Below are 24,276 nucleotides of genomic sequence, written 5' to 3' on the forward strand. Positions count from 1 at the left end.
AAAAACCATTCACAGGCGTGAATGGCTGGTTGATTGGTTTGGGTAAAGCTCTAAGCCAGCTCGTTGCCGGCGACGGACAGTTCAGCCGTCATGTACCGCCGAGGGTGGCCCGTTTCGTCCGGAACCTTGTACGGTCCGGTGAAACCGAGCACCGCGGCGACTGGGTTGCCCGGTTCCACGCGAGCGCAGTCCTTGATGATGGCCTTGACCAGGTGGGACAGGTCCGTGGCCGTCTTGCCGTCCGTGAGATCTTTGTCGGTCAGGACGGTGATCCCGACCGTTGGTTCATTGGTGACGATCGAGGCGTCGGGGCCGCCGTCGTCACGGACGATCACCGACTTAGGCCGGGCCGGGTTCGGAAACTGATTACTCACGAACACGCCTGAAGCCAGCGGAGATCCAATGGCCTCCAGCTCCTGTCGGATGAACCCGGTAAGGAACTCCTCAAGGTCTGCGTGAATGACACGCTTACCCACTCTTCTTCACCTGGTTCAACGCCCGGGCAAGGTTTCCCGTCTTGGACTCGACCAGCAGAGCAATCGGACTGTCCGCGATTACGAGCGCCGCGTTACGACGGCCGCGGCGAACAACCTCCACGCGGATGCTATTCGCATACGCGTTACTGTCCCTCGGGGCCGATGCGCGGGCGGCGGCAGCAACCCTGTTGGCCTTTTCCACACACAAGCCGGTTACTGCCGGTGAGCGCCCGAGCTGTTCAAAGAATGAGTCGTTGAAGTCCACGTTGGCCATCAGCCCACCACCTTCGTCACCCGGAACTCGACGCCGGGATTCCACCCAGTGAGCGCGTTGTGCCAATCAGCAACTTCACCCTCAACCTGCCACAGGCCGGATCGTGCCCTGATTCGATCCTGAGGCAGCACATCCGTCCCTGGAGCGCAGTAGAGGCTCATTGCCGTACTCACTGTGTTCCGGTTCTCGGTCTGCGTCTCGACGCTGCTGGACGGGGCAATAGCGCAACCCTCAATGTCGATCGTGGCCGGCTCAGACCAGTCCCGCTTAGTGGCTTCGCCGGAGTAGGTGTCATTCACGAGCTGCGCCCGTTCCCGTACCACCGTTTCGCCATTTGCCAGGGGAAACATCAGCACCGCCCTTCCGGCCAGATGAAAAGGCCCTCGTAACGACCCGACGGAGGAGCATGGAAGATCGGGGTTGCTGTGGAGCGACCTTCGAACACTTCCACCATCCAGTCCTCGATGTTCGATGGGTTGGTGCTGCCAGCCAGCAACGTGGCTGAGCGCGACATTGGCCCTACGCCCTCAGAGAAGGACTTGGCACCTCTGACTGGCGGCCGGTCCACCGCACTGAGAACCATCTGCACCACGACGTCGGCAACGTCATCATCAGTGAGATAGTCGCTCTCACTGCTGATGCGTTGATCAACGTCCCTCCAACGCCGTCGGATGGCTCGCGAGGCGGATCTCAGATAGTACTCAGCCCGGGGCTTCTCAATTGAGGTAAGCGGGCGCCATGCCTGTTCGATCGCTTCAATTGTTGCCAGATCAGTGGCCATGACGCCCGCCTCCTTCTACTTTGCTGCTGCTGTCGTCTTGCCCGCAGTGCTGGTCTTGGCTTCAGCGGCTGCTTTCGCATCAGCGTCAGCCTTTGCCTTGGCGGCTGCGGCTGCCTTGGCATCAGCGTCCGCCTTGGCTTTGGCGTCAGCGTCCGCCTTCGCCTCAGCTGTGCGTGCAGCCTCTTCCGCAGCGAGATCCTCGGCAGGTTCCTCCGTGACCTTCTCGATACGCCCCAGCTTCACAAGCTGGTCCAGGATCCCCTGCTCTACGCCGTCGGGGATGATGTCCCCGCGGTCCACGAATCGGGCGACACGGTTGCCGTCCGCGGGCCCGACAGCGACCTTCACTACGGTCGCCGTGACTTTGTACGTTGCCTTGGTTTCAGCCATCGTTAGGCCCCCGTTCCGGTCAGGTGGAAGCCAGCGAGCGGGTTAGCTACGACCGGCACGTGCGGATTGCGCGCCTGGAGCCGCGTCTTGTCCTTCGCCTCACGGAAGGTCGCGATCTCAACGCCGGTGTCGTTGCCCACGGGGCGGTACTCGGGAGACGGGATGTTCTCCCGACCAATGCCCCCGAGGCGACGCCGGTCCACAAACAGCGGATCGGAGAACTCGTCGTCGTCGCTGGCAATCCAAGTGATGCCGCCGATTGTGGGAAAGTTTCCCGTTAGCGCGGTGTTGTCGTTGTCCGGGAGGACATCGAGCAGCTCGGGGATGACCTCGGCATGCTGCTCGCCGTTCAACACAACGGTGTCTATCTCGAAGCCGAGCTTTAGGCGACGGGCAGCTGCCTGGACGCGCAGTGCATCCTTCAGGATTTGCTTGCCGTTCGTCCACGCCGCCCCGGCGGTCAGGGTCTGGGTGATCGCGGACATGATGACGCCAAGTGCCAGCTCGTTCGCGCTGAAGACCAGCTCCGTCTGAAGGAACAGCATGGCCTCGTCGATGGGCCTGCGAAGGCTGCGACCAACTTCCTCATCGGTGACCTCCGTGGCGAGGCCTTCCTTTTGCGAGGTGTAGATCTCGTACTGCTCGGTGTTCAAGGGCGTCAGCTTGTACTCGGCGCCCGGGGCCACTTTCTCCGAACCGCGTTCGGTGCGGATCTTCTCGTTCACAGGAACGGCGATGGCTCCGCCCTTGACGTCGTAGCGACCCTGGAGCAGGAACAACCCGATGAACTGCTGCGCCGTCAGGATTTCTCCGAGTCGGCGGGCCAGCAGCGTCGGACTCTGCAGGAATGCAATCAGCTCGGTCGCAGAAGCCTGCGAGACCTGGCTTTGGGTGAGGGGGTAAGTCCTCATTTAGCTACCGTCCCTTCTAGAGTTCGAGAGCCTCGACGGCAGCACCGTCAACGGCGGAGGTGAGTGCGATGTAGTAAGCCGTGCCGGCAGCCAAGGTTCGAACCTTGCCAGCGCCAGCAGCTTCCAGCCGCTGGCCACGAGTGACCGCGCCGGAAGCCGTCAGGAGATGAACCGTCTTGTTGACCTCGACAGTCACCTTGTCGCCAATGGCAGCATCGTGACCCGCGACGCCCACAACCTTGGTGGATGCTGCGGCCGCGGGAGCGACAGAACGGTCAGACGCTCCGACCTCGACGGGGTGTCCGCCGGTGACGGCCGCGGTGACACCGAATGTCACCGTCTGGCCGGGGCGGAACAGGGGCAGGTACTGACCCATGATCAGGCCTCCTTCGGGAAGATGTGGTCGTAGGCGCGGGCTTCGTCGGTGGATTCCTCCACGCCGCCGGTGTAACCGATGCTGTCAACGGGGATTAGGCCCGGTTCCAAGGCGGCAAGGGTGTCAGCAATGCCCGGATCTGCCTCAAGCGAGTTGAGCCAGTGATCACGACGGGCCGGAGGAATCCGACCGTCCTGCACGGCTGCGTTTACGAGCTCAGAGCGTTCGTCCGCGAGCTGCTGCTGACGGGCCAGACGGCCATCTGCGGCATCGTTGCGGAGTTCCTGGTACTGGGCTGCGTCCAGTACGACGGTTCCCGGAGCGTGGGTGGCTGCCGAGGCTGCGGGGGCAGGTTCTGCTGCCTGCTCCGCGAGCGCCTCGTCCACGGCGTCCAGAAGTTCGTCTTCGTTGAGTTCCGCGTCGGCGGAGATGCCGAGCCGCTTACGGAGCCCCTGGTTCAGTTTTGCCGACATGGTGTCGGTTCCTTTCTCTTGGGGGTTGGTGGTGTCCTTCGGCTCGGCCGGAGGTTTCGGGGTGGCCTTAGCGACCATATGGGTTGCCGCGGTGAGCGCTGAGCCGTTGACCAGACTTAGCTGTGGCCGGCGTTCGTTGCGGGTGTTGACTGCCGGTGCCGGTGCGTTGCGGCGCCCAGCGTGGGCAAAGATTGAGAGGTCGAAGCGGTTGCTTGCCTCCTCTGTTGTCGGTTTTTTGGCAACCTTGGCCACTCGATCAGCGAGGCCTGCTGCCACGGCTTCGTCTGCCGTGTACCAGGTCTCGGCTCTCATGGCCTCACGCCATTCCTCGATAGTCCCGCCTGCCCGCTCGGCGTAGATCCCGGCGATGGTGGAGGAGATACGGTCGAGATCGCCAGCTGCCTTTTGGAGGGCTTCAGCGTTCCCCCAGGCGAAGGTCCACGCGTCGTGGATCATGAGTTCCGCACCTTGGCCCATGATTACTTCGTCGGCCGCCTGGATGATGAATGACGCGGCAGATGCTGCCATGCCGTCCACCGTGGCCACGACTGTGGCTTGGTGCCGGCGGAGTGCGTTCATGATTGCAACGCCGTCGTACACGGAGCCTCCAGGGGAATTGACCCAGAGGTTGATCGTTTCGACGTCGAGGGCAGCGATTTCGCGAACGAACTGTGCGGCATCAACTCCCCACCAGCTGTCGATCATTTCGTAGATGTAGACGTCGGCCGCGTTGCTGTCGGCCGAGGCTTCCATGCGGAACCAAGGCTCTTGCGCTGCGGAGGGCTTGAGCATGTGAATTGTCATTTGTTCTCCGTTGCGGTTCGGGGCATGGGCTCCCTGGCTGTCTCTGGATCAGATCCGGGCAGGCCGTAGACGGTTCGCAGGAAGTCGTCCAACTTCTGATCAGCCTTGATGGCTCCACAGTCGATGAGCATCTTGATTGCTTCCGCTGTCGCTGCGTGGCGCGAGCCGATCTCTTCAAAGACCAGTCGGGGCGCCGGCTCATTCGGCCCCCAGTTGACGTCCACCATGTCTTCGATCACGTGTTGGGTTGTGGTGTCCGCGATCTGCATCGCGAGAGTCTGCAACGACAAGGTGAAGAAGTCAGCGAAGGTCGAACCGAGCGCCCAGGAACCGGTCTCGGTGCCAAGGTTCAAAAAGTGAGCCAACACAGCGCGTGCTATCTGCTCGTCGTAGTAGCGGATGGGCTTGTCAGCATCAGGAAGGGTGCCCGTGACGCCTTTGAGTTCCAGCTCTGCTTTGTGTGGAATGGACCCGCCTGAGTTGTCCCCGGAGCGGATGCCCTTGGCGAGTTTCAGGCCTGCGTCCAGTTCGAGTTTTTCCCGCGCGGTTCGGTCTTCGCCTGTGACAGAGTCGGGCAGCGGCGAGCCCTTGTAGATGGGTACGCCCATGCCGTTTCGGTCGAGCGTCTGCGCTTGTACACGCAGCGCCCGGTCCTTGAGCAGCCAGTCCTTGTAGGCGGGCCGGAGGATGGATTGGCCGAGCCAGTTTCCGCCCTCGCGTTCGTTGACGTAGACCACTAGCCGATCGACGGTCATCGGTTTCTTGACGTTGTGCTGGTGAATTGCCACCAGCCCACCGTCAGGGGCAACGTCCACGCGGGAAATGGTCTTTGGAGGGCGCCACCCCAGCTTCCGTAGGCGCGCCCAGCCTGCCTCATCAATGCGGTACTGCTGTTCGAACACCGAGTGCCCAAACGGGAGCATCAACAGAGATAGGCGAAGATGTTCCGACCAGGCGAAGCGGTCACGCGTGCGGATAACCGGTTCGTTCTCGGCACCAACCAGAGGCAGCCCTAGATCGTCGGCCACCTGCCGGGCAACCTCAGGGCGAGCGCCATTGGGATCGATCCGCCATTTAGTCCGGCGTATCGGCAAAGTCATGGCCCGAAGTACGGAGATGACCTGAGCGTCCTGGCGGCGCATTCGGTCATAAACCTCAATGTTGTGAGGCCACCGAAGTTCTGGCGTTTCCTCTCCGTCGAGATCGGACCACCACTCGGTCGCGCTGGTCGCGTAGCCGACTTCCGTTACCGGCGCCGCAGTTACTGCGCTGGCTAGGTTCTTCCGTGAGCTAGCCGACTTCCACCACTTCACCATGGCTTGCTCCTTTCATCAGAACCCGATTAGGGCGACGTTGTCTTCCACGTGGGTCGTTTCCTCGGCCTTGATGGCCGCGGGCGGGGGTGGCGGGGGTGGCGGGGCAACCTCGCGGCGCCCCATGAGCCACTTGACCGCTGTAAAGGCCATCAACGGGGCAACCTCAGCTGGTGATGCCCGATGGTCCGGGATGGACGCGCCACCGCTGAACACCTTTACAACAGCAGTTGCCGCAGCCGTGTCCAGCACAGGTTGGGGGTTGTGGAAAACGGTTACGTCTCGGACGGAGTCAAAGACATCGGCCCAGCCGTTGGTTAGGTCGCTACCTGACCACTCGATAACGGGAATCGTGAACTCAATGTCAGCGTCCAGGCTCTCCATGAGTGGCGAGATCGGCGCACCCTTGGACTGGCCGGCCACGGCCTTGATTCGTCCGCGTCGTTTCTCGTCCATCAGATAGCCCTTGACCCAGTCGGAGCCATGGCGCGCCGCCACAATCTCGACTTGGGCTTTCCCATCGGCCCTAAACCCTCCGAAAGCTACATAGGTCATGGACCGGTCATGGGACTGGTCAACGCCAGCCCAGACTTCCGAGCCGGGGATTATCCGGTGTTCTTCGGCGACGCCAATTGTGCCGTCTTCCAGAGTTTGGACCGGGTTCTTGCCCTTGTCCCACGCGCCAGGAGGGAACGGCCCAGTAAGAGTGCCTTCTGACCACTGGCAACCGACCTCTGTGCGGAAAACCCACTCAGGATCGGTTTTGCAGGCCGCTGCGATGGTGCGTTCGGTGAATCCGGTGTTCCAGTTCAGTGAGGGGTTGGCCTGTGCCCAGCCTTGACGGTCCCTTTTGTCGGTACCAGGGGCCATCGACCATTCCCAGAGGCCAAGAGTGTCCTCATCCTGCTCAAAATCGGCCAGTTCGTCGTCATCAAGCTCTTCATCGTCTTCCGTGAGGTCTGCGACGTCGAGCGCGGAAGGTCCGGCGGCTCCAATCTCCTCACAGATGCCGTCTGGATCTCCGAGAGCCTCGTGGGCCATCTTGCGGAGGTATCGGAGGACGATCGAGGTCAGGTCGCCGGCGTTGGAAAGCGCCAAAATCAGAGCCTCGGCCTGCGCCATGGTCGTTTTGGTGATCGCTCCCCAGGCTTCCCAGTTCTGGTGCTCGCGCAACTCATCGAGCATGATCAGGTTGCCGGTGAAACCACGTCCAGCGCGACGGTTTGCGGCTTTTACCTTGTACCGGCTGCCGGCCTTTAGCTCCAGGGCCTTCTTGCCGTTGACTTTGACGACGCGTTTAAGGAGCTTGGAGAGTTCCTCGTCCTCTTCCACGAGGTCAACAGCGCCCTGCCATACTTCTTCGGCCGTTTCGAGGTCCTGGGCGGTGCCCATGACCAGCGGCCAGCCCCAGACGATCATGAACCAGAGGGCAAGGACCTGTGACAGGGTGCTCTTGCCGTTCTGGCGGGCGATCAGAACCACTGCGGTCCTGAACCTCAGCGAGCCGTCTGGGAGCAGCTCCAGCATCCGGCAGAGCAGGACCTTCTGCCACGGGTACAGGTCGAGCCCCAAGACATCTCGCGCGAAGTCAATGACGTCATAGCCGAGCGTTGTCTCCGGAGTGAGGGCTCGAAGGGGTGGCGTGCAGATCCGAGGTTCCGCATAGCCGAATATCTTCTTCCGCTTGGCTCCGGACTGGTCCGGCTCTGCTACATGGCAAACCGAGCGGTAGTAGTCGCCCGGATCTACCGCATTGGGACCACTAACCGGAGCGGCGTGCCCTGGCGCGAGCTTGGAAGTCTGAGACATTCGCGCCCCCCGGCTTTCCTTCTTCTGCCGGTTTGGTTTCCTCAGCAGGCGGAACGGCCGTCAGCCCCGCGCCGGATGGAAGGGAAGCTGGCGTAATTTGCAGTTCAGCGCAGGCTTTGAGGTAGTTCGGCACGGTGGTGGTCATGGCCTTCTGGAGCGCTTCCATGCTGTCGCGCTGGGCCTCGTCGATCATCCAGGCAAGCGTCTTCACGGCTGCCACTGGACCAGCGAAGCGGGGGCCTTCAAGGTGTTTCGCGGCCGTGATGGTCAGCGCAGTGGCGTCAGCCATGTAGCCGCGTTTCCTAGCTGGCTTCACGAGCGGGGCGAAGCGGTCACCCCACGCCCGGATCTGCTCTGCGGTCGAACGTTCGACGGCGAGCGCGGGGTGAGGGATGACGCGGCCTCGGGGGTCGGTGACCACCATGCCTTCGTCCTCGATTCGGCCTCGTGCTTCGCGGAGTCGTGCCATGAGGGTGCAGAAGGTTTCCAGTGCGGAGCGGTCCACGTTTCCCACGAGGTCGTTACTGGCCACGATCTCGCGCCACACTTCCGCTACAGGTTCCGGAAGGTGGTCAGGAGGGTCGATGTGGTTCTCAGCTGAGGTCATAGTTTCAACTCCCCGAGTTTCATCGAGCCGCATTGGAGGGGCTTGGTGGTGAGCTTGCCGGTGGCGAGTGATTCGAGCGTGCGGGCTTGGACGGTAGGCCACTCGTTCGCGCTTTTCGGCCGGAGTCGTGCCACGAGGTCTGAGAGCTGCCTGCGGGACTTCCTCCAGTCGATCAGGAGGGCGACGTCCGCGACGCACATCTGTGGATAGTCGGCCAGGACGTCGCGGACGGCCGGCTCAGCCTCTTCAATGGCAGAGGGCCGGTAGTAGCCATCGCGAGCGCCGGGGCGGATTGCCCGGCGGACGGCGTTCCGTGAGGCTCCGTGGTCTCTCGCAATGCTCCTGATGGAGTTGCCCTCGTCCCGCTGTTCCCGGATCGCTGGGCGGTCGTGCACGCTACTTCTTCGTGCCCTGCCATGCCTCAGCGTGGCCAACGGTCAGAAGACGGGGCAGGTCTTTGAGCCCCAGAAGCGCCGTCAGGATGTGGGCTGTGTCGTCCACGCCGTATTCAACACCCTGGCGGGGGCCCTTATTAAGTAAGGTCCGGTAGCTGATGATCCGTGGATCACTCTTGGGCAGCCCGTAAGAGGATTTGAGGTGTTCAGCCGAGTTGTTGTCGGTGACAATAAGGACTCGCTCCACTCCCTCTGGAGCGTCCGTGAGCCACTTCAGCGCGAGGCGGGTCTTGCCCTCTTGGCGGGCTCCGATGATGACGTGCTCTGGCCCGTCAAGGATGGACGGAGCGGCCAGCGCAGCCTGCCGGGTTTTGGCGGCTTTGAGCCTGGCGCTGAAGACGGGCGAAGGGTCGATGGTCAGAGCTGATCCGATCATGCGATCCGGAGAATAAGCCAGGACGTCAGGCTTGGCAGCAGCTGCCATCTCATCAGTTACGGCAGCTGCGAACTTTTGCAGCCGCTGGTTCAGTTCGACGTCGTCAATCCTGACTCTGGCCGTGATGGAGACGTGCCCTACCGTGTGGGTCGTTTCATGAACGACGGGCAGTTCAATTTCTCCAATGTCGAGGGGTTCGCCGTCCCCGATTCGGGCCGAAAGGACGAGCGTGAGATTTCCGAGACTAGCCATGATTTGCTGCCGCCTTTCGGGTAAGATGATGGGTCCGTTTTCCCCGCCAATTCAACGATCCTGGGCTATTTCCCTCGGGGAAACTCCCGGGGGGAGAGGGAGGAGCAGGCGGGGAGTGTCCGGCGAATCGCCTTGCTGGATTTTTTCGGAGCCCAGCCTGTGTCCTTACTGCCGTTCGAAGGTAAGCAGGTACGTTTCGCCCTGCTCGAACTGCTCGCCAACGCTTTCGATGACGGTCATCCCGACGCTCAGTCCGGGCGTGTACTTCGCCCATTCCTTGTTGCGTTCGTCGTTGTAGTCAGCACAGAAGGCCAGCGCCGTCTGTCCGTTGCCTGCATCGGTCTTGCTGTACAGGGTTGCTACTGCGGTCGTCTTACCCATAGCTGTTCTCCTTGGTCTTGGGTGGGGTGGTTGGGTGCCGGGCCTTGACTGTCACCAGTCTTCAGAGGTGACGCCCATGCTGAGATCCTCACCCGTGCCAGCTGCCTTGTTGCAGTCAAGGTGCGCGGGCTTCCAGTTGCTCGGCTCCCATGTCAGCTGCGGGTACAGCTTGCGTGACTTCACATGCTGCACACTGCACGACTGCTTGTGCGGGTAGGACAGTGAGTAGTCGATGCTCTGCTTGCAGATGCAGCAGGCTGTGTTGCGTCGTCGGCCCTCGGCCTTGACCTTGGCCAGCGCTTCACCTGCTCGTCTGCCGGACCACGAGGGGATGCTGAGTCCGTTCACATCAGTCTCACCACCTTGGCTGGACATGACAAAGGCCTCGACGGTTATCCGTCGAGGCCTTCACTCAAATCTGTAGGGACAGCTATCCCCTCGGAATTACTGTACTGCATTTCTAGACAGGTGTTCGACGCCTCGCCCGCATGCGCTCTGACACCTCCAGCACATCTCCCGGGTAGTAGATCCGCGGAGCCTTGGTTGTGGTGGTGACTCGATCCAGGACGTAACGCAGCCTGCCCAGCTTCACCCAGTTCTCGAAGTCGAACTTCGTGACGATCACCTTTGTCTTCCGCTGAAGGTACTCACGTACCGCCCTCGGTGGCATCGGCTCCCCTCTGGCCTTGCGCCTCAGCTTGTCCAGCACATCGCTGACGTTGTGGACGGTGTTGCAGACGGGGCACTTTACAGTTGCATCATCCGGGTGGGCGACCAGCCGACCATCGCACGGTATCGGATCGGCATCTTCATCCTCCCCGTCGAGGGGCTCCTCACACTGGCCGTAGACGCGCTTGTCCTCTGGACCCCATACAAGATCACGTCCCTGCTGAACCCAGATGCGAGCCATGTAGAGGATCTCCCCGGCCTTCGGGTTGTCCATTGCCGTGGCGTGAGCGCGGGTCGGGAGCTGGTGCAGCCATGCCCGAAGTAACCAGGCATCCACGTTCATGGCTGGCTGGGACTTCGCATGACCACCACCGCCACCACTCGCGCCCGGACTCCTGGTCACAGCCGTCTGGTCAATGGCACCGTCGATGAACTGAAGCAGAGGGCCAACGTCGGCAAGAAGTGAGTCGAGTTCCAGGATGCAGTCAGTGCACAGATAGAGCGAGGTTTCCCGGTAGCAGTCTTCAGTCGTGCACGTTGTCATTTGTCACCTCTCAGCTCTCGCTCGATCCGGCCACTGCGGAGATCCTGTGGGCGCCAGACGGCAGCATTAGCGCCGGCTAGGTTGAGGATCTCCATGCATACCCGTTGGGCTGGGCTGACTCGTCCGGTATCGGTTTTCAGTTCACGGAAGAGGAGGCGCTTCCTTGATGAGCTGCCGAGGACCAGATCCGGGAAACCGGCCTGAGAGCGCCGGCTATCGGGGTTGTGGTACCTGAGCTGGTATCCAAGGATCTGAGCGAGTTGCAGGACAGCAGACTGGAACTCATCTTCTGATGGTGAGTTAGGCGATGAAAGCCGTTGGGTAGGCATGTTCAGTTCCGTCCTCGCTTATGGGGGCGTCTTCTCTTCTTGGTTTGGTTCTTGGGTTTGCCTTGGGTTGAGTGCAGGGCTTCCTGCCCCTCACTGCCCTTACCTGCCCAACCCGTCCCTTCCCTACCCGTCCCGACAAATCCAGATCCGGGATACCTATGTCCTGGGTCAGGATTTGGTCTGGTGTTGGATCTGGATCCCGTTGCAGCCGGGTGTGCCGTTGCTGCCGGTGGATGCTTGACCGTGGCTGTGTGGGCCGGTGACTCGTTGGACGGGCCGGAGTGAGCCGTTGCCTCGTCTTGTCCCGGAGCGGCCAGCGTGGGCTGCTCTACGGGGTTCGTGTCGTCCGTTGCCGTGGTGCTGGTGGCCGGTGCTGTACCTGGTCGGGTGTAGGTGGGTTCGATCGGGGTGCCGTGCTTGGCGATGAAAGCAGCCGTTGCTGGGCCAATGATTGGCTCTGCCGGAACTGGAATGGTCTTCCAGGTGCTCTCGGGGTCATCTTGCCGGCGTCCGTTGCATTCGCGGCAGCAGACAACGAGCGTGTCTACAGTGCCGGCCTTGCCGGGGTTGGTGTGGTCATAGGTGGCGCCGCGTCCAGACTTTGTGTCTCCCCAAGCGACTGACTTGCCACAGTATCTGCAAGCGTCGCCGTCGCGGGCTCTTACTCTCCACGTCAGCTCATTGTTCCTGGTGTCCTTCTTTCTTTGGTTGTTCCACTCGCGCTCTGCCTTGAGGATCATGTGGAAGAGGTCATTGTCCTCCACCAGCTTGAAGGCCTTACGCTTCTCGCCCTCGACGTCGATCTCGGTCTCTGTGAGGTAGCCGCAGAACTTCGCCGCCTTGATCAGCTCGTGGTATCTGCCCAAAGAGCCGGCCATGAGCTTGGCCGTGCCGACGCTGATGATGTAATCCTGCTCGTACGCTGCCGCTTGGGTGGCGCAGCGGGCCACGAAACCGAAGCACTCATTCAGAATCCGATCGTCTGCTTCTTCCATCTCCACTGCTGAGAGGACGATCGGGTGATTCGCCGCCGCGTCGCCCTGCTTCAGCCATGGCACTGGGTGGTCCTTCTTTCTCGGGTGCGTGTGTGTAGATGTGTTCCGTGGCTGCTGGCGTGGACACAAGCCGAAGCTCGAACTTGCCAGGGGCCGTTTCCTCGTGCCCTGCGACGTTGAAGGTGCATTGCTCCTCGCAGTACGGGCATTGCAGGTTGATCTGCATCATCGGGATCGACCTCCCGTCTGTAGCTTCTTGATCTGGCCTGAGAAGCCAACTCGCACCAGCACGGGCGTGCGTGGGTCAATGCCGGCCCGTTCCGCTTCCTGGATGAACTGTGACAGCTCGGCCAGAGTGGCTCCGCCCTTGGGGTCTTCTGCGTCTCGCATGATCTGAATGAGTGGTTTGGGACGGCCGCTAAATTGTTCGCTCACTGCGACTCCTCTCGTTGTGTTCCTGGTCCGGTGCATGCGCACCGTCGAATGCCATTCGAATTCTCTGGGTAGGTGTAGCCCTTGCAGGAGGGCCAGCGGTTGCCGTCCTCTCCGTGGTGATGGCCGCAACTGGAGCAAAGGCCCCTCTTCACTCGTCCTCGATGATGGGCCTGTCGCCTTCGGTGGGCTCTTCCTCACCGGATTCTCTCCTGTAGGGGTTCCAGCCGGGCTTGGCGGCCTGGTCGTGGAGCAGTTCTCCCGTGGCGGCATGAATGGGTGTCGGCGCCCCTTTGCCTTCCCGCCAACCGTGATCGAAGGCTTGCACGGCGATGAACGGGGCAGCAGCTTCAAGGGCGGCGCGGGCTTGGCATAAGTACAGTTCGCGTTCAGAGGAGTTCAAGTCGTCCCACTCTTCGAAATCGTAGGGATCATCGCGCACGTTGAAGATCCCGCGGGCCGCCGCTTCTTTTGCTTCGTCAGGAGTGGTAGCAACTCTCGACTTCACCCAACCAGCGGCGAGGATCCTCTCCACGGCTTTGGTAGTAGTCCGACCCAAGATCAGCTGGAACAACTCGTCGTGCTCGGCGCTCATTCGATCCACTCCCATGCCACATACTCGCCTTCCCAGCCGGCGCTTATCGGCCCGCTCCTGGTGATGTCTCTTGGTAAGCCGCCCTGCACCATATAGTCGCCGTCTTCGCCTTCGTAGCTAGCGGAGTCGCAGTCGAACCAGTCCTGCATCCAGCACTTTTCGTGCGCCACGTACGGGTGACCGCAGGGCCAGCTTTCGCACCCGCAGCTATCGGGGTACTGATGGCACTCGGAGGTTGAGTCTCCCTGGCACTCGAACTTCAGCGTCGGGGCTTCCCTGTGCCCATGAATGTCAGGCTCGGCTGCTACCAGGTCGACGTAGTGGACCGCGTCAGTTCTGCAGAGCTTGCAAGCCGGCCTAATGATCCCGTTCGCGGCATGCGACGCATGGAGAGCCTCCAGCACGCTGATCATTTGAGTCCTTTCCCAAGTGCAGCCTGGCCATCAATCGCCGCCGCAACTTGCTTGCGCCCCTCGGTCGTAAGCATTGGCTTGTGCCGGCATCCAACCAAGGCGCACTCGCACCCCTCCAATGACCCCTCGAGAGCCGCCCGAATGACTGCGACTGCCTCTTCGACGCCGGTAGCCCACTGATGTGATTTCGTTGGACCGTTTTCGTCCCAATCACGGGCCTGGTGCACTCGATTAGCAGCTTCGGACATCTCCGCCAATGACGCCTCAGCAGCGGCGAGCGCACCGATCAGCGTCGGGACGTCCGCCGATGACGCTTGAATGGCGAGAATCATTGATGCGTCCCAGATTGGATCTGGGTTCTTCCTGGACTTTTCCCGCTTGGCTTCGGCTTCATCGACTCGGGATTGGAAGGGTTTGAGGAATTCGCTGATCTGGTCTGTCACTGGGTGAGTTCCTTGTCTTTGAAGATGATGGCGAGCTGTTCGGGTGGTAGGTTGCGCAGCTTCCGGTCGAGGACTGGCGTTTGTGACTCGGCCGGTGGGGGCTCGTCGCCAGCCGCTGTCACTGGTCGGCTTCGTCGTAGTGGGGAAGTTCCGCGAACCGGCTGAGTACGTGTTCGATGTCCTCGGCTCGGTCGGGGTCGATCGCGCCATACCCTGGAAGGCCCCAGTCGATGCGGCCACGGGCGTACGTGGCGACCTGCGCCGCATGCCAGAACTCTGCCGCCAGCTCCACGTCTGTCAGGCGCTTACTCTGCGAGAGAGCGGCTTCCTTGATTCGCTCAACCTGCCATTCGACAGAGGCTTTGAAGCTTCCGACTGCCTGAGTGAACGGTGAGCCTCCCCTCGGGACTTCCGGCGGGAAGGCCGGCACGGGCGGGTGGATGGTGAGTTCCATGGGCCGGCTCATGCGTTTGCCGCCAGATTCCACAGGCCGAGCTGTCCGATCTCAGGGAACGGGCATGCTAGGGGCCTCGGGTTGGCGAGTTCCCAGTGGTACTGCCCGGGCCTTGCCCATTCAGAGCAGAGGCCTTCAGAGGTCCGGCATTCGGTCGAGTAGTGGCAGCCCACGACTTCCACGGTGCCGAGGACATAGCCCTGCAAGTGGAGGTTGTTCTTGACCGCTTGTGATGCCTTGGCGCGTGCTTGGCGGAACGTCTCGTTCTCGTACCCGGCTTCGTCGTCCCGCTTCGCGACGTGAATGTAGAGGGTGCCACGGTGGTTGATGGACTGCGAGCGGTTCTCGACGTCCTTGCCTGCGTGGAGGATTGACCAGGCCCATGGGTTCTTGACCGTGATGGCCTTCAGGGCGGGTGCTTCGGCGTCGATCATGAGCAATCACACTCATCGTTGCCGTTGAGGGCCTTCTGGCAGGCCTTGCAGGTGTCGAGCTTCGCCGGGCGGCTGAGCAACTGGGCCATGATGGCTGCTTCTTGTTCGTCGGTCACGGTCTACTCGCCGTCCAGAGTGCGAGGCAGGCGTACCGGCATAAGTAAATGGCGGTATGTGCTGGGCTTGTCGCCCTTGGCCACTACCGGAGATATGCAGGTCGGCTTGACCATGTTGTGGAAGGAGAAGCGCACCACCTCAGCGTTGATCGCTTTCAATGCCTCCAGGAGGAAGTGGGGGTTGTAGGCGGCCGTGTCAGCTGCGTCGATACTGGCCGTGTCGGCCAGCAGGATCGGCGTGGCTGCTTCGCTGCCACCTTCAGCGAACGTCGGCGAGAGGGTTACAGATCCCGGGCCGATCTTCAGCAGCGCAGGTTCGTGGAAATCGTTCAGCTCACGGGCAACGAGTACCTGGTCAATCAGGTCCCGTCGGTTGACCTCCAGAGTCATCCCGAAATCCAGATCGAACAACGATCTGATCTTGGGGTAATCGCCAAGCACGCCGCTAAGCGTGAACGCGCAGTCGCCCGAAGACAGGTGGACGGTCGAACGGCCCCCGTCCTTGCCGTGGAAGTCAGCCGAGACCAGGACGCTGACAGTGATCTTCTCGCCGTTGAGGTGCTTTGCCAGAGCCTTCCACGTGCTGGCACGGAGGAGGAACTTGAAGTCTTGGACTTCGCGTGACAGCTTCAGCGTCTCGGATGAGAGCCGGTAGCGGTCAGTGGCCTGCACGGTTATGGACTTGCCGTGGCTTTGTACCTCGATTGCGGTCAGGATCGGGAGTGTCTCGTCACGGCTGACAGCGATGGCTGCGCGATCCAAGGCCCCCGCCAAGTCGTCGCGACCGACCTCGAACGAGTCCAGCTCGCCATGAGCTGGCAAAACCGGGTACTCCGAAATCGGGACGTCATGCAGACGCGGGATGGTGAAACCGGCGGCGGTAACCGTGATCATGGGCCTGCCCAGCAGCGTCTTGGCAGCTACAGTCACCGGAATGTCCCGCTTACGTGCGGTCAGAACCCGGATAGTTCGGACCAGCCAGGAATGCGGAGCGAGCGCCATGGCATTGTGAAGGGTCCCGATCGCTTCGTGGTCCAGCTTGACCACAGCCGACGTTGAGTAGTCGTAGCCCGTAATTGTCGCCTTGCCTCTGTGGCACTCCAGCACGACAAAGCTGAGGATCGGCACCGGAGGGCGTGACGACACGGCCACACCAACAGCCGCGAGCTTGCGAAGCCATTCAGTGCCCGTGGCAGTGATCGTCAGATCAGCGAGCGCCCGCTCAGTGGTCGTATTGGGTTCAGTAGCGGTGATGGTCATCTTCTGGCCTCTCTTGGTTCGTGAATGGGGTGGTGCCGGCCCTCTTCTATCCGGAGAGCTGCCCATGCGGCTTGTGCCTGGTCTTTCGCGAAGTCCAACTCGTCATCCGTTTGGCGGAGGCGGCGGGACTTGGCGGTGGTGTCGAGCCCGCCCAAATCGTCAGCGCGGATCTCGGTCAGGAGGTTCTGCCGACGGATCATGAGCGCTGCTGTGATCCTGGATGCTTCGTCGTACCTGCTGCGGTAGATCCTGACCTTCCGGTCTTGCCACCGCTGGTCGATGCTTGCCCACGCCATCAGCGGCCCATCCCGTTGAGGCGAGTGCCGGCCTTGCGGTGGGTGCTGATGACGAGCTGCCCGTAGTCGAAAGCTTCCCCGGCTGTGTCATGCCACTGGTGCTCGGACGGGAGCGCGTGCATGACTCCGGGCTCGTCCCAGAGGGTGAGCTTCCACCGGCCGCTGGCTCCTGGCCGAACTCCAGCCCGTGGGTAACGGCAGTCTGGGCCGACGTCGAACGGGGCCGACGGGCGGAAACCTGACATCGCGTCCACGTGATCGAGGACGTCGCGCTTGGCTTTCCACTGGATGCCGACAGGCGCCGGGTCGTCCAGGATCTCGGGGCGGAACCCGCAGCCACAAACAGGTTCGTTCTCGGCGTTCCGCTTGAGGAAGTGGTTAGGCTTCGTCGTCATCGTCCAGATCCCATCCCTCGTCATTTTCAGCCGACGTCGCCGCAGACTCCTTTTCCTTTTCGGCCCAGTAGTCCAGTGCTTCCTGCTCGTAGGCGGTGACTTCGTACCCGAAAATGTCTCTACGGAGAGCCAGGAACTTCTGCAGCGATTCCCGACTCCACGAGCATTCGGCCTTCCACGTGGCTGGTTTGTGGAGGTCGTCCTTCATCAGGTGGAGGAAAGCGTGAAGGTATGCCAATTGCAGGAGTTTGAGCTTCTCGATTGCAGCCTCGATGGCCTGGGTTTCCTCGAGGCTTGTGACCCCGTCCAAAGCAATGGAGATGCCGAGTACGCGTGCAGCTCGGGTATGGGAGGCACCGTATCCGGAGAACATCGACTTTCGGAGGGTAAGGACAGCAGGGGCGTCCTCGGGGCGGTCGAAGTGGCCAGCAGCGTCGCGGATCTTGCGTTCCACGAACTCATTCCAGAGCGCGTCAGCTTGTTCAAGTCCTGCTGCGATGTCCTGGAGTCGCTTCTTGTCCGCGATCTCCTCATCCGTAAGCTTCTTCTTTGCGGATGACTTGACGTCGTACCACTCCAAATCGCCTTGGTAGCCGATGACAGCAACCTGCCCCTCAGCCACCCGAACGGCCGGGATCTTCTCCCGGTTATAGTCCCGGACGTACTTCGTTGAGGAATAGGCCTGCTGGGACGTGATGGTCTTAATGCCAAGGTCCTTGACGAGCTGCTCCGAGGCTGCCTGCTTGAACTTGGTTGTCCGAGCGCTGCGTAGACGATTCACCGTGTAGGTCCAGTCATTGGTGCCGGCGTTCTTCGTCAACTCCGCGGTGGCCGCTTTGTCATCAGCGAACTCATCAAAGACAAGGGACTGCTCCAACGTCATCCGCCCGGCGTCGATCGCGTTCTTCGCGGAGTCGGGCAGTTTCACCAGGGCCGAACGGGAACGGATGAACGTCTCCGAGCGGTGAATACGCTTGGCCACCTTCTTTACCGACATGCCCTCGCAGTCGAGCATCGCCTGAATGGCCTTGGCTTCGTTGATGGGCGTGATGCCTTCGCGGTGAGTGTTCTCCCGCAGCATCGTCTCCAGCTGCTTATCCAGCGAGTCCAGATCCGGGCGGATACGGCAATACAGCTCCTCAACATTGCCGAGGCGGGCCGCTGCCGTTCTTCTGTGGCCAGCGACCAGCAGGAACTTGCCAGCGTCCGGACCATCCTGGATGGGGAAAACGTGCAGGGCCTCGGTGTTGCCGTTGTCCGCGATGTCGTTAGCCAGCTCGGCCAGCTTCTGTGGATCCCCGAGATCGTCTCTCGGGTTCTGTGGGTGGTCTACGAGATCCGCGACCGGGATCATTCTGAATTCGATGGGTGTCATGGCTGTCCTTCGCAAGTGGTGGAAAGTGCTTGCTCCGCCAGGGCAAGGGTCAGCGCGGCTTGTAGCCGGCTGATGGCAGCATCGAGTTCTCCATCCTGCAACGCCGAAAGGGCGCGGGTGGTTGTACGTTCGATGCGGAGAAGGCGCAACGCAGCGTCATCACGGACTACTGGGTTGCCAAGCCACTCTTGTTCGGTGGCTGGTTCCTGCCTCTGGCGGTGGACGTTCTCCTGGTCCTTCTGAGTAAGGACCGGGACAGCGTCCGCTGTCTGGGGTAACGGGGCGGCGCCGGGGCGGGCGCCTGGAGGTCTATCTGTCATCGGCGCCCCCAATCGCCGGTCATCATCTTCTACGCCTGGGCTGAGGCCCGGACTCGAGAACGAAACCACCAGCACCGGCCAGCAAGATCAGCAGACCAGCGAGGTAAGCGCCGTTGATGTTGGGACTGGTCATCAAGACCAGTGCTGCTCCGAGGACAACGAGCGGGCCGTAAAGGAAGGCGCGGCGGCGATACAGGCCGACCCGCGCCGTCGGGCGCATCACAGCTCCAGCCCAAGCTGAATAGCCTTGCGAGCCGACTCACGGTGCTCGTGCTCCGAGAACTTGCCCCGATCAACACCGTTCACAACGATCGTGTTCGTTGAAAGATCGATCTCAATCGCCTGGGGTAGCGGCCACTTGCGACGGGCATAAGCGGTCATCTGCTGCTTGAACTCCGCAGTGCTGCGGTAGTGCAAATCGCAGGTGTCCTGAAAAGGCCGGTGTCCGATGGGATGAACCACCGCGAACGTCTTCTTCCTGGCCTTCATCTTCTGCCGCCGTCCATCCGAACGGAACGGAGGATCCTGCCGCGAAGCTCATCCGATGAAACGAGCTTCGGAGTGTTGATCGCTAGCAGGTGCGGCCCCGGCTTCGGTACGACGTTCGCGGTCGGGTCCTGCCATTCGTAATAGGTCAGGGTCTCGCTGGCATCGTCAGGGCTGGAGGCAGCTGCCGCCGGCACGTCGGGGGATTCGACGGCAGCTGCCGGATCAGAGGGCTGCCTCCCGGCAGCCTCATTGGAGGATTCAGCAACGGCACCCCGGTAGCGGGCCGTTGACACCTCCACGTCAGAAACAAAGTTGTTGGCCTTGGTCACCACATCAGCGAGCGCATCCGTGATCTGTGGGAGTGCGTGTTCGATGTTGCCCAAGCGGTCGAAGTGCTTCGCCGTTTTGAGAGCCCCGATGAGGTTCTCTGCATCCTGGATGGCGAGGGTCAGCAGCTTGTGCCGGCGGCCTTGCTCGGTCGGGATGATCTTGGACGGGTAAGAGTCGGTTTCCATCTGCCGATCGACGGCGTGGAAGTAAGAGTTTCGGGGGAGCAGGTCTGTCGCTTCCTTGCTGGTGGTCATCAGGCCACCTCAGCTACAGCGGGGGAGTGGCGGACGGACTGTCCCATGAGGCGCGCTTCGGCCAGCTTCTCCAGCTGCTCCAGTGACGGGCCTCCCGGCGTGTACGCAGCTTCCGCGATCTCGCGGGGGCTCATGTTGTTCATGCGGGCTGTCGCCTCGGCAAGGACACGGCCAGCTGCGGCGATGTGGGGACGGGCTTCCGGCGGTAGCTGCCGGAGTCTTCTGATGACCATTTGTTAGACTCATTTCTGATTCGAGAGCCAGGCTTCCTTTGCGTGAGGGCCTGGCTCTTGGGTTACCTACGGGCGGTCCAGTGAACTTCTTGGCGGAATGGCACTGGATCGCCCCCTTACTGTGAAAAAACGGGGGCTTTCTTATGGGTGTTGCTGCTTGGGTACGGCGCTTTTCGTACGGCCGACGCGACTTGGACTGGGCTACACGGAATCCGGAGATCGGAATCCGGAGGCCGTGGCCGGTCCACTTTCCTGATGTGGATTCGTTCGAGCGCTTTATCGGTGAACTGACGCTGTTGTCGGTCGATGAACCGGCTTACATCCATTCGGGCAATGCTGGAGAGGCCGGCGCCACTACCGCGGCCGAGTTCATGGAGCGGGCGCCCCGGCCAGTCCTGTCCTTCTCCGTGGGCGTTCCGGGCAAGGGAAGCTACTACTTCAACCACGAAGGTCGTCCCTACGTCACGCTTACCCCGCCCCAGAACATCCACATGGGTGGCGTGGGCGAGCTGGCACGCATCTTGGACAAGCACTCCCAGCCTGTCAACCGATTCCGTCGATGGATGCCCCGACGCGTGCCCGTCATCATCGACAAGTCCGCCACTGAGAGACGCGATCACACTTTCAAAGTGAACTCGGAGATCGTTCGCGTTCTCGTCGGCATCCTGGCTGGCGTCTTCGGGGCCTGGCTGTCGCTTCAACTGGGAATCGTCAAGCACTAGTACCACCCCATACCCTTCGACAGCGCGAAAAAGCCGGCTGCTCCGATTGCCGGGCATCCGACAGCAACGAACAGCTCCCAGGACGCCCGGGCAACCTTCGACGCAAGCGACGAACGCTGCTTGCGAGACGCGTTTTCCACTCGGCTCATTTCGCTTCCTGTTCGGTGGTGACCGGCGCAGCAGCAGCGGGGGAAGATGCTGCTGCGCCGGAGTCTTTGGGTTCAGCGGCGAGCGCCGCTTTCGCCTGTTGGAGCAACTCGATCAAGAGGTCCAGGTCCGCGACCTCGAACTGAATGACTTCATGGTCATATCCGGACTGAACGGCAATGAGTGACGCTGGCTCTTCGTTCCAGGCGATCACTTGCACTCGATGGCGCTGGGTATAACTGCCATGGCCCAGAAGGTGATCAGGCCGGATCACTACGGCTTCCACGGAGTGAACCGTTCTGTAGCCGCTCATGCGTGCATCCTCTTCTTCCGGTCGGCAGAGATTGAATGTGTTGAATCTGCAACTGGAGGCAAAATATCATGCTCCTCAGCCTCGAAGAGCTCCTGCCAGGGGACTCCGAGCCATGCGGCGATGCCGATGGCGACTCCCTCCGTGCATGTCTTCATGCCTCCGGTTTCCAGCAAGTGGATCGTCTGCTGTGAGCGTCGGATGAGCGTTGCCAGTTGCTGCTGTGAGAAGCGCTGCTGCTTTCGCCACCGACGGAGCGCGGCCGGGTCTTTGACCTTCATCCACGTATCCCTTCGATTGAGCGACGGACGCCGCCGAGTTGCTTGCATAGTCATTCTGACCTCCACTTGTGAGTTTTACAAGTTCAATATCTCTAATCTTTGGCTACTTGTCAAACCCACAAGTGAGACAGCCCTTCTAATCTCTGCAAAGATGAACAAGTTACTTGTATTCAGATTGCAGCTCGCCCCTTACTAAACGGCGACACCATCAGGAAGAGTCATCGGTGTGAACCAACCTCAGAGCCTCAGTGAGCTAGTCGAGCTTGCGGCCCAGTATCGCGACGCCTCAGGCCTCGGCCTGTCGCAGCTGGCCGCCAAGAACGGCTACCAATTGACGGCTACTACGATCAACCAGATCCGTCAGGGCCTGTACAAGTCGAAGCCACGCGAAGGCACCCTGCGCGCCCTGGCTTGGCTGGCCGGCGTGTCAGATGAGGTTGCGTTCACAGCTGCGGGACAAACCGTCCCCGGCCCACCGTTTGCCGAGGAACTCCCACCCGGTGTCGACAACCTCTCGCCTAAGGCGCGGAAGGTAGTGCTCGACATGGTGCGAGTCCTTGTGGACTTGGAAAAGAGCGCAGATGCCAGTAACACCGATTCACAGGAACAGCCAACCGACATCCGAAATGCCCGCGAGCGCCGTAACACTCGCGCTGGACAGAAGACAGGCCCGGGCAGTGAATCAGAAACTGTCGTGCCCCTAAGCGATGATGCGATAGACCGTCTGCACAAAGAGCAGTGGGAAACGTTGGCGGCCAAAAAAGCACCAGGGGGCATTACACATGATCAGAATCCCGAGGACACCTGACTCGTACGCAAGAGAGCTAGGCGTCAGGATCCGCTTCGGCTGGGTACCGGATGGAGCATGGGGGAGCTACGACGCAGATCTCCACCTGATCACACTCCGCGTGGGACTCGGTCCTTTGCAGCTGCTATGCACTTTGATGCACGAGCTGGGGCACGCCGCCCACCGCCACCGGGGCCGCGGGCGCCGACAGGAACGTGAAGCCGACACCTGGGCAGCCGTAAGGCTCATCTCCAAGAAAGACTTCATCGACGCCTACCTAGAGCGCCAAGACGCCGTCGGCATCGCCCACCGTCTGGGAGTTCTGCCCGACGTCGTGGAGCACTACATTACGGCACTGTCTAAAGCCGAGCGTGAATCCCTGGCGGAACTCCTCCGCGCACGCCTCGCAGCCTAAACAACCCTCCCTCCTAGAGAGCCTTCCAAACGTGAATACACAACGGGCCCACCTCAGGGCTGTCCAAAACGCGCCCCAACGGGCAGTCGCCTACATCCGAGTATCCAAAGAGCGCGACGGGATGATCAGCCCCGAGCTTCAGCTGGCATCCATCGAACAGCACTGCGAACGCAGCGGTTACGAGATCGTGGAGACGATCACCGACTTGGACATGACCGGCCGGTTTTGGAAGCGCCGGCAGGTTGAGCGAGCCATTGGCATGATCGAGGCCGGAACGGCTGACGTCCTGGTGGTCTGGAAGATCAGCCGCGTATCCCGGAACCGGAAAGACTGGGCAATCGCCGTCGACCGTGTCGAAGGCATCGGCGGCCGCATGGAATCCGCCACCGAGCCGATGGACACCACCACTTCCTCGGGCAGGTTCGCCCGGGGCATGCTGGCGGAACTTGCGGCGTTCGAATCGGAACGGATGGGGGAGCAGTGGAAGGAATCGCACGCCCGGCGAGTGAAAGCCGGCATCCCAGCAAATGGTAAACCGCGCTTCGGCTACCAATACTCCAAAGAGGAGGGCTTCAGCCCTGATCCAGTCACCGGGCCAGTCCTGGCTGACCTGTACCGCCGCTACCTATCCGGCCAGTCGTTCTACTCCCTGGTGAAATGGCTGAACGATGGGCCAACACGCCCGGTCACCGGTTACGGGGTGTCCGCCGATGGCATGTGGTCCGACCGGACTTTGAGGCGCATCCTGGATCAAGGCTTCGGCGCCGGCTACATCACAGCCCACGGAGAGCGGGTGCCAGGGATCCACGAGCCAGTCATCACGCCAGAGGAATGGAACGAATACCTCGCCCGACGCGAAGCCCGACGGGTCTACCGGCGAAGCGAACGATCCAACTACCTCTTCTCAGGAATGATCCGCTGTGCCTGCGGGGCAGCAATGCATGCAGGCCTCTTCGGTGCCGGCCGATCTCCGAAGTACAAATGCGCGGACGTCGCCAGCAAAAGGAAGCACACCGGCGGCTATGTCATGACCAGCACCGTCGAAACGGATTTCCTGTCCTGGCTGGAAAGCATCGCCGCTAACGTCGACGCAGAAGCGGACCTCGCCGCCCGAGCTGAGCAGCAAGCAGCGAGCGCAGCGGACACGGCCGCCCACCTCAAGAAGCAGTTGGCAAAGTTGGGCACCCGCATGGACCAGTTGACCAACAAGATGCTCGACGGCACGATTCCCGACGACACTTACCGCCGGCTACGCGACGAGCTGGAGGCCCAGCGCAGCGACCTAGAGACCTCGATCAGAGATGCTCAGGTGGTCGCTTCGCGCCCGCCCGCTTCGCTGATCCCGGATTTACTCGAAAACTGGGCGATCCTGCCGCTCGACACGAAACGAGATCTCGTTTCACGACTCATCACACATGTTGAGGTGGCACCAGGGCGTCCGCGAGCGCAGGTCACCGTTCATCCGCGGTGGTGAGATCTGAACCTAGTCACATTAATGTCAGCGATCCTCGTGGCTGGACTACTTGCCATCGCGACGCCGGCGTTGGGCGATCTCTTCAA

General features: G+C 61.4%; 38 protein-coding genes. 4 read left to right on the forward strand and 34 right to left on the reverse strand.

The window, feature by feature from the left end; translation table 11 throughout:
• Positions 1 to 50: 50 nt before the first annotated feature.
• From M1D89_RS10005 to M1D89_RS10160, 32 genes are all read right to left on the reverse strand, one after another.
• The gene (locus M1D89_RS10005; RefSeq protein WP_498650206.1) at positions 51 to 476 is read right to left on the reverse strand and encodes a hypothetical protein; all 426 of its coding nucleotides are present in this window, start codon (positions 474 to 476) and stop codon (positions 51 to 53) included.
• Positions 469 to 750: a hypothetical protein gene (locus M1D89_RS10010; protein WP_498650207.1), complete on the reverse strand. Its 282-nt coding sequence runs from the start codon at positions 748 to 750 to the stop codon at positions 469 to 471. The genes M1D89_RS10005 and M1D89_RS10010 overlap by 8 nt, the downstream gene beginning before the upstream one ends.
• Positions 750 to 1,100 (reverse strand): hypothetical protein, encoded by a 351-nt coding sequence (locus tag M1D89_RS10015; RefSeq protein WP_498650208.1) that lies wholly within the window; start codon positions 1,098 to 1,100, stop codon positions 750 to 752. Before M1D89_RS10015 ends, M1D89_RS10010 begins: the two co-directional genes overlap by 1 nt.
• Positions 1,100 to 1,531, reverse strand: coding sequence for a Gp19/Gp15/Gp42 family protein (locus tag M1D89_RS10020; RefSeq protein ID WP_498650209.1), 432 nt, complete (start codon positions 1,529 to 1,531; stop codon positions 1,100 to 1,102). Before M1D89_RS10020 ends, M1D89_RS10015 begins: the two co-directional genes overlap by 1 nt.
• A 15-nt stretch (positions 1,532 to 1,546) precedes the next feature.
• Entirely contained in the window at positions 1,547 to 1,921 is a 375-nt protein-coding gene (locus tag M1D89_RS10025) for a hypothetical protein (protein ID WP_498650210.1), read from the reverse strand.
• A 2-nt stretch (positions 1,922 to 1,923) separates the two neighbouring features.
• Complete coding sequence (locus tag M1D89_RS10030) at positions 1,924 to 2,832, reverse strand: phage major capsid protein (RefSeq protein ID WP_498650211.1); 909 nt, start codon at positions 2,830 to 2,832, stop codon at positions 1,924 to 1,926.
• A gap of 16 nt (positions 2,833 to 2,848) precedes the next feature.
• Positions 2,849 to 3,208, reverse strand: coding sequence for a capsid cement protein (locus M1D89_RS10035; RefSeq protein ID WP_498650212.1), 360 nt, complete (start codon positions 3,206 to 3,208; stop codon positions 2,849 to 2,851).
• Positions 3,209 to 3,210: 2 nt separating this feature from the next.
• Positions 3,211 to 4,485: a head maturation protease, ClpP-related gene (locus tag M1D89_RS10040; RefSeq protein WP_498650213.1), complete on the reverse strand. Its 1,275-nt coding sequence runs from the start codon at positions 4,483 to 4,485 to the stop codon at positions 3,211 to 3,213.
• Positions 4,482 to 5,801, reverse strand: a complete 1,320-nt coding sequence (locus tag M1D89_RS10045) for a phage portal protein family protein (RefSeq protein ID WP_498650214.1) — start codon at positions 5,799 to 5,801, stop codon at positions 4,482 to 4,484. The genes M1D89_RS10040 and M1D89_RS10045 overlap by 4 nt, the downstream gene beginning before the upstream one ends.
• 15 nt (positions 5,802 to 5,816) lie before the next feature.
• A complete protein-coding gene (locus M1D89_RS10050; RefSeq protein ID WP_498650215.1) occupies positions 5,817 to 7,607 on the reverse strand; it encodes a terminase large subunit domain-containing protein in 1,791 nt (596 codons plus the stop codon).
• On the reverse strand, positions 7,561 to 8,214 hold the full coding sequence (locus tag M1D89_RS10055) for a terminase small subunit (RefSeq protein ID WP_498650217.1): 654 nt from the start codon (positions 8,212 to 8,214) through the stop codon (positions 7,561 to 7,563). Before M1D89_RS10055 ends, M1D89_RS10050 begins: the two co-directional genes overlap by 47 nt.
• On the reverse strand, positions 8,211 to 8,609 hold the full coding sequence (locus M1D89_RS10060; RefSeq protein ID WP_498650219.1) for a hypothetical protein: 399 nt from the start codon (positions 8,607 to 8,609) through the stop codon (positions 8,211 to 8,213). The genes M1D89_RS10055 and M1D89_RS10060 overlap by 4 nt, the downstream gene beginning before the upstream one ends.
• Before the next feature lies 1 nt (position 8,610).
• A complete protein-coding gene (locus tag M1D89_RS10065) occupies positions 8,611 to 9,297 on the reverse strand; it encodes a hypothetical protein (RefSeq protein ID WP_498650221.1) in 687 nt (228 codons plus the stop codon).
• A gap of 165 nt (positions 9,298 to 9,462) precedes the next feature.
• Positions 9,463 to 9,678, reverse strand: a complete 216-nt coding sequence (locus M1D89_RS10070; protein ID WP_179017460.1) for a hypothetical protein — start codon at positions 9,676 to 9,678, stop codon at positions 9,463 to 9,465.
• Positions 9,679 to 9,729: 51 nt separating this feature from the next.
• A complete protein-coding gene (locus M1D89_RS10075) occupies positions 9,730 to 10,053 on the reverse strand; it encodes a hypothetical protein (RefSeq protein WP_498650223.1) in 324 nt (107 codons plus the stop codon).
• An 85-nt stretch (positions 10,054 to 10,138) separates the two neighbouring features.
• Positions 10,139 to 10,891 carry a hypothetical protein gene (locus M1D89_RS10080; protein WP_498650224.1) on the reverse strand — a complete coding sequence of 251 codons (753 nt, stop codon included), beginning with the start codon at positions 10,889 to 10,891 and terminating at the stop codon, positions 10,139 to 10,141.
• Entirely contained in the window at positions 10,888 to 11,220 is a 333-nt protein-coding gene (locus tag M1D89_RS10085; RefSeq protein ID WP_498650225.1) for a VRR-NUC domain-containing protein, read from the reverse strand. Before M1D89_RS10085 ends, M1D89_RS10080 begins: the two co-directional genes overlap by 4 nt.
• 2 nt (positions 11,221 to 11,222) lie before the next feature.
• Positions 11,223 to 12,278: an HNH endonuclease gene (locus tag M1D89_RS10090; RefSeq protein WP_498650227.1), complete on the reverse strand. Its 1,056-nt coding sequence runs from the start codon at positions 12,276 to 12,278 to the stop codon at positions 11,223 to 11,225.
• A gap of 162 nt (positions 12,279 to 12,440) precedes the next feature.
• Positions 12,441 to 12,650, reverse strand: a complete 210-nt coding sequence (locus M1D89_RS10095) for a hypothetical protein (protein ID WP_498650228.1) — start codon at positions 12,648 to 12,650, stop codon at positions 12,441 to 12,443.
• Positions 12,651 to 12,798: 148 nt separating this feature from the next.
• Positions 12,799 to 13,242: a hypothetical protein gene (locus M1D89_RS10100; protein ID WP_498650229.1), complete on the reverse strand. Its 444-nt coding sequence runs from the start codon at positions 13,240 to 13,242 to the stop codon at positions 12,799 to 12,801.
• A gap of 409 nt (positions 13,243 to 13,651) precedes the next feature.
• Positions 13,652 to 14,098, reverse strand: coding sequence for a hypothetical protein (locus M1D89_RS10105; RefSeq protein ID WP_498650231.1), 447 nt, complete (start codon positions 14,096 to 14,098; stop codon positions 13,652 to 13,654).
• Positions 14,099 to 14,216: 118 nt separating this feature from the next.
• Complete coding sequence (locus tag M1D89_RS10110; protein ID WP_498650232.1) at positions 14,217 to 14,552, reverse strand: hypothetical protein; 336 nt, start codon at positions 14,550 to 14,552, stop codon at positions 14,217 to 14,219.
• 8 nt (positions 14,553 to 14,560) lie between these two features.
• Positions 14,561 to 14,986 carry an ASCH domain-containing protein gene (locus M1D89_RS10115; RefSeq protein WP_498650234.1) on the reverse strand — a complete coding sequence of 142 codons (426 nt, stop codon included), beginning with the start codon at positions 14,984 to 14,986 and terminating at the stop codon, positions 14,561 to 14,563.
• Between the two features lie 119 nt (positions 14,987 to 15,105).
• Positions 15,106 to 16,362 carry a DNA polymerase III subunit beta family protein gene (locus M1D89_RS10120; protein WP_498650236.1) on the reverse strand — a complete coding sequence of 419 codons (1,257 nt, stop codon included), beginning with the start codon at positions 16,360 to 16,362 and terminating at the stop codon, positions 15,106 to 15,108.
• The gene (locus M1D89_RS10125) at positions 16,359 to 16,658 is read right to left on the reverse strand and encodes a hypothetical protein (protein ID WP_498650237.1); all 300 of its coding nucleotides are present in this window, start codon (positions 16,656 to 16,658) and stop codon (positions 16,359 to 16,361) included. The genes M1D89_RS10120 and M1D89_RS10125 overlap by 4 nt, the downstream gene beginning before the upstream one ends.
• Positions 16,658 to 17,053, reverse strand: a complete 396-nt coding sequence (locus M1D89_RS10130; protein ID WP_498650238.1) for a hypothetical protein — start codon at positions 17,051 to 17,053, stop codon at positions 16,658 to 16,660. The genes M1D89_RS10125 and M1D89_RS10130 overlap by 1 nt, the downstream gene beginning before the upstream one ends.
• The gene (locus tag M1D89_RS10135; RefSeq protein WP_498650239.1) at positions 17,037 to 18,428 is read right to left on the reverse strand and encodes a ParB/RepB/Spo0J family partition protein; all 1,392 of its coding nucleotides are present in this window, start codon (positions 18,426 to 18,428) and stop codon (positions 17,037 to 17,039) included. Before M1D89_RS10135 ends, M1D89_RS10130 begins: the two co-directional genes overlap by 17 nt.
• The gene (locus tag M1D89_RS10140; RefSeq protein ID WP_179017446.1) at positions 18,425 to 18,748 is read right to left on the reverse strand and encodes a hypothetical protein; all 324 of its coding nucleotides are present in this window, start codon (positions 18,746 to 18,748) and stop codon (positions 18,425 to 18,427) included. The genes M1D89_RS10135 and M1D89_RS10140 overlap by 4 nt, the downstream gene beginning before the upstream one ends.
• 22 nt (positions 18,749 to 18,770) lie before the next feature.
• A complete protein-coding gene (locus M1D89_RS10145) occupies positions 18,771 to 18,968 on the reverse strand; it encodes a hypothetical protein (RefSeq protein WP_498650240.1) in 198 nt (65 codons plus the stop codon).
• Positions 18,968 to 19,237, reverse strand: a complete 270-nt coding sequence (locus M1D89_RS10150) for a hypothetical protein (RefSeq protein WP_420179658.1) — start codon at positions 19,235 to 19,237, stop codon at positions 18,968 to 18,970. Before M1D89_RS10150 ends, M1D89_RS10145 begins: the two co-directional genes overlap by 1 nt.
• Positions 19,234 to 19,821, reverse strand: coding sequence for a hypothetical protein (locus M1D89_RS10155; RefSeq protein WP_498650241.1), 588 nt, complete (start codon positions 19,819 to 19,821; stop codon positions 19,234 to 19,236). The genes M1D89_RS10150 and M1D89_RS10155 overlap by 4 nt, the downstream gene beginning before the upstream one ends.
• Positions 19,821 to 20,054, reverse strand: coding sequence for a hypothetical protein (locus M1D89_RS10160; RefSeq protein ID WP_498650242.1), 234 nt, complete (start codon positions 20,052 to 20,054; stop codon positions 19,821 to 19,823). The genes M1D89_RS10155 and M1D89_RS10160 overlap by 1 nt, the downstream gene beginning before the upstream one ends.
• Before the next feature lie 257 nt (positions 20,055 to 20,311).
• On the opposite strand from M1D89_RS10160, the gene M1D89_RS10165 reads away from it, so the two are divergent.
• Complete coding sequence (locus M1D89_RS10165; protein WP_498650244.1) at positions 20,312 to 20,776, forward strand: hypothetical protein; 465 nt, start codon at positions 20,312 to 20,314, stop codon at positions 20,774 to 20,776.
• Positions 20,777 to 20,921: 145 nt separating this feature from the next.
• Here the strand turns inward: M1D89_RS10165 and M1D89_RS10170 are convergent, their stop codons facing one another.
• Together M1D89_RS10170 and M1D89_RS10175 are read right to left on the reverse strand one after the other, a co-directional pair.
• Positions 20,922 to 21,236 carry a hypothetical protein gene (locus M1D89_RS10170; protein ID WP_498650245.1) on the reverse strand — a complete coding sequence of 105 codons (315 nt, stop codon included), beginning with the start codon at positions 21,234 to 21,236 and terminating at the stop codon, positions 20,922 to 20,924.
• Complete coding sequence (locus tag M1D89_RS10175) at positions 21,233 to 21,514, reverse strand: helix-turn-helix transcriptional regulator (protein WP_420179656.1); 282 nt, start codon at positions 21,512 to 21,514, stop codon at positions 21,233 to 21,235. The genes M1D89_RS10170 and M1D89_RS10175 overlap by 4 nt, the downstream gene beginning before the upstream one ends.
• Before the next feature lie 226 nt (positions 21,515 to 21,740).
• Between M1D89_RS10175 and M1D89_RS10180 the strand changes: the two genes are divergently transcribed.
• From M1D89_RS10180 to M1D89_RS10190, 3 genes are read left to right on the forward strand one after another with little or no spacing between them, the layout of a single operon-like run.
• Entirely contained in the window at positions 21,741 to 22,322 is a 582-nt protein-coding gene (locus tag M1D89_RS10180) for a helix-turn-helix domain-containing protein (protein ID WP_498650247.1), read from the forward strand.
• Positions 22,297 to 22,716: an ImmA/IrrE family metallo-endopeptidase gene (locus M1D89_RS10185; RefSeq protein WP_498650248.1), complete on the forward strand. Its 420-nt coding sequence runs from the start codon at positions 22,297 to 22,299 to the stop codon at positions 22,714 to 22,716. Before M1D89_RS10180 ends, M1D89_RS10185 begins: the two co-directional genes overlap by 26 nt.
• A gap of 31 nt (positions 22,717 to 22,747) precedes the next feature.
• Positions 22,748 to 24,190 (forward strand): recombinase family protein, encoded by a 1,443-nt coding sequence (locus M1D89_RS10190; RefSeq protein WP_498650250.1) that lies wholly within the window; start codon positions 22,748 to 22,750, stop codon positions 24,188 to 24,190.
• Positions 24,191 to 24,276: the final 86 nt, after the last annotated feature.

The organism is Arthrobacter sp. D3-18 (genome assembly GCF_054408525.1).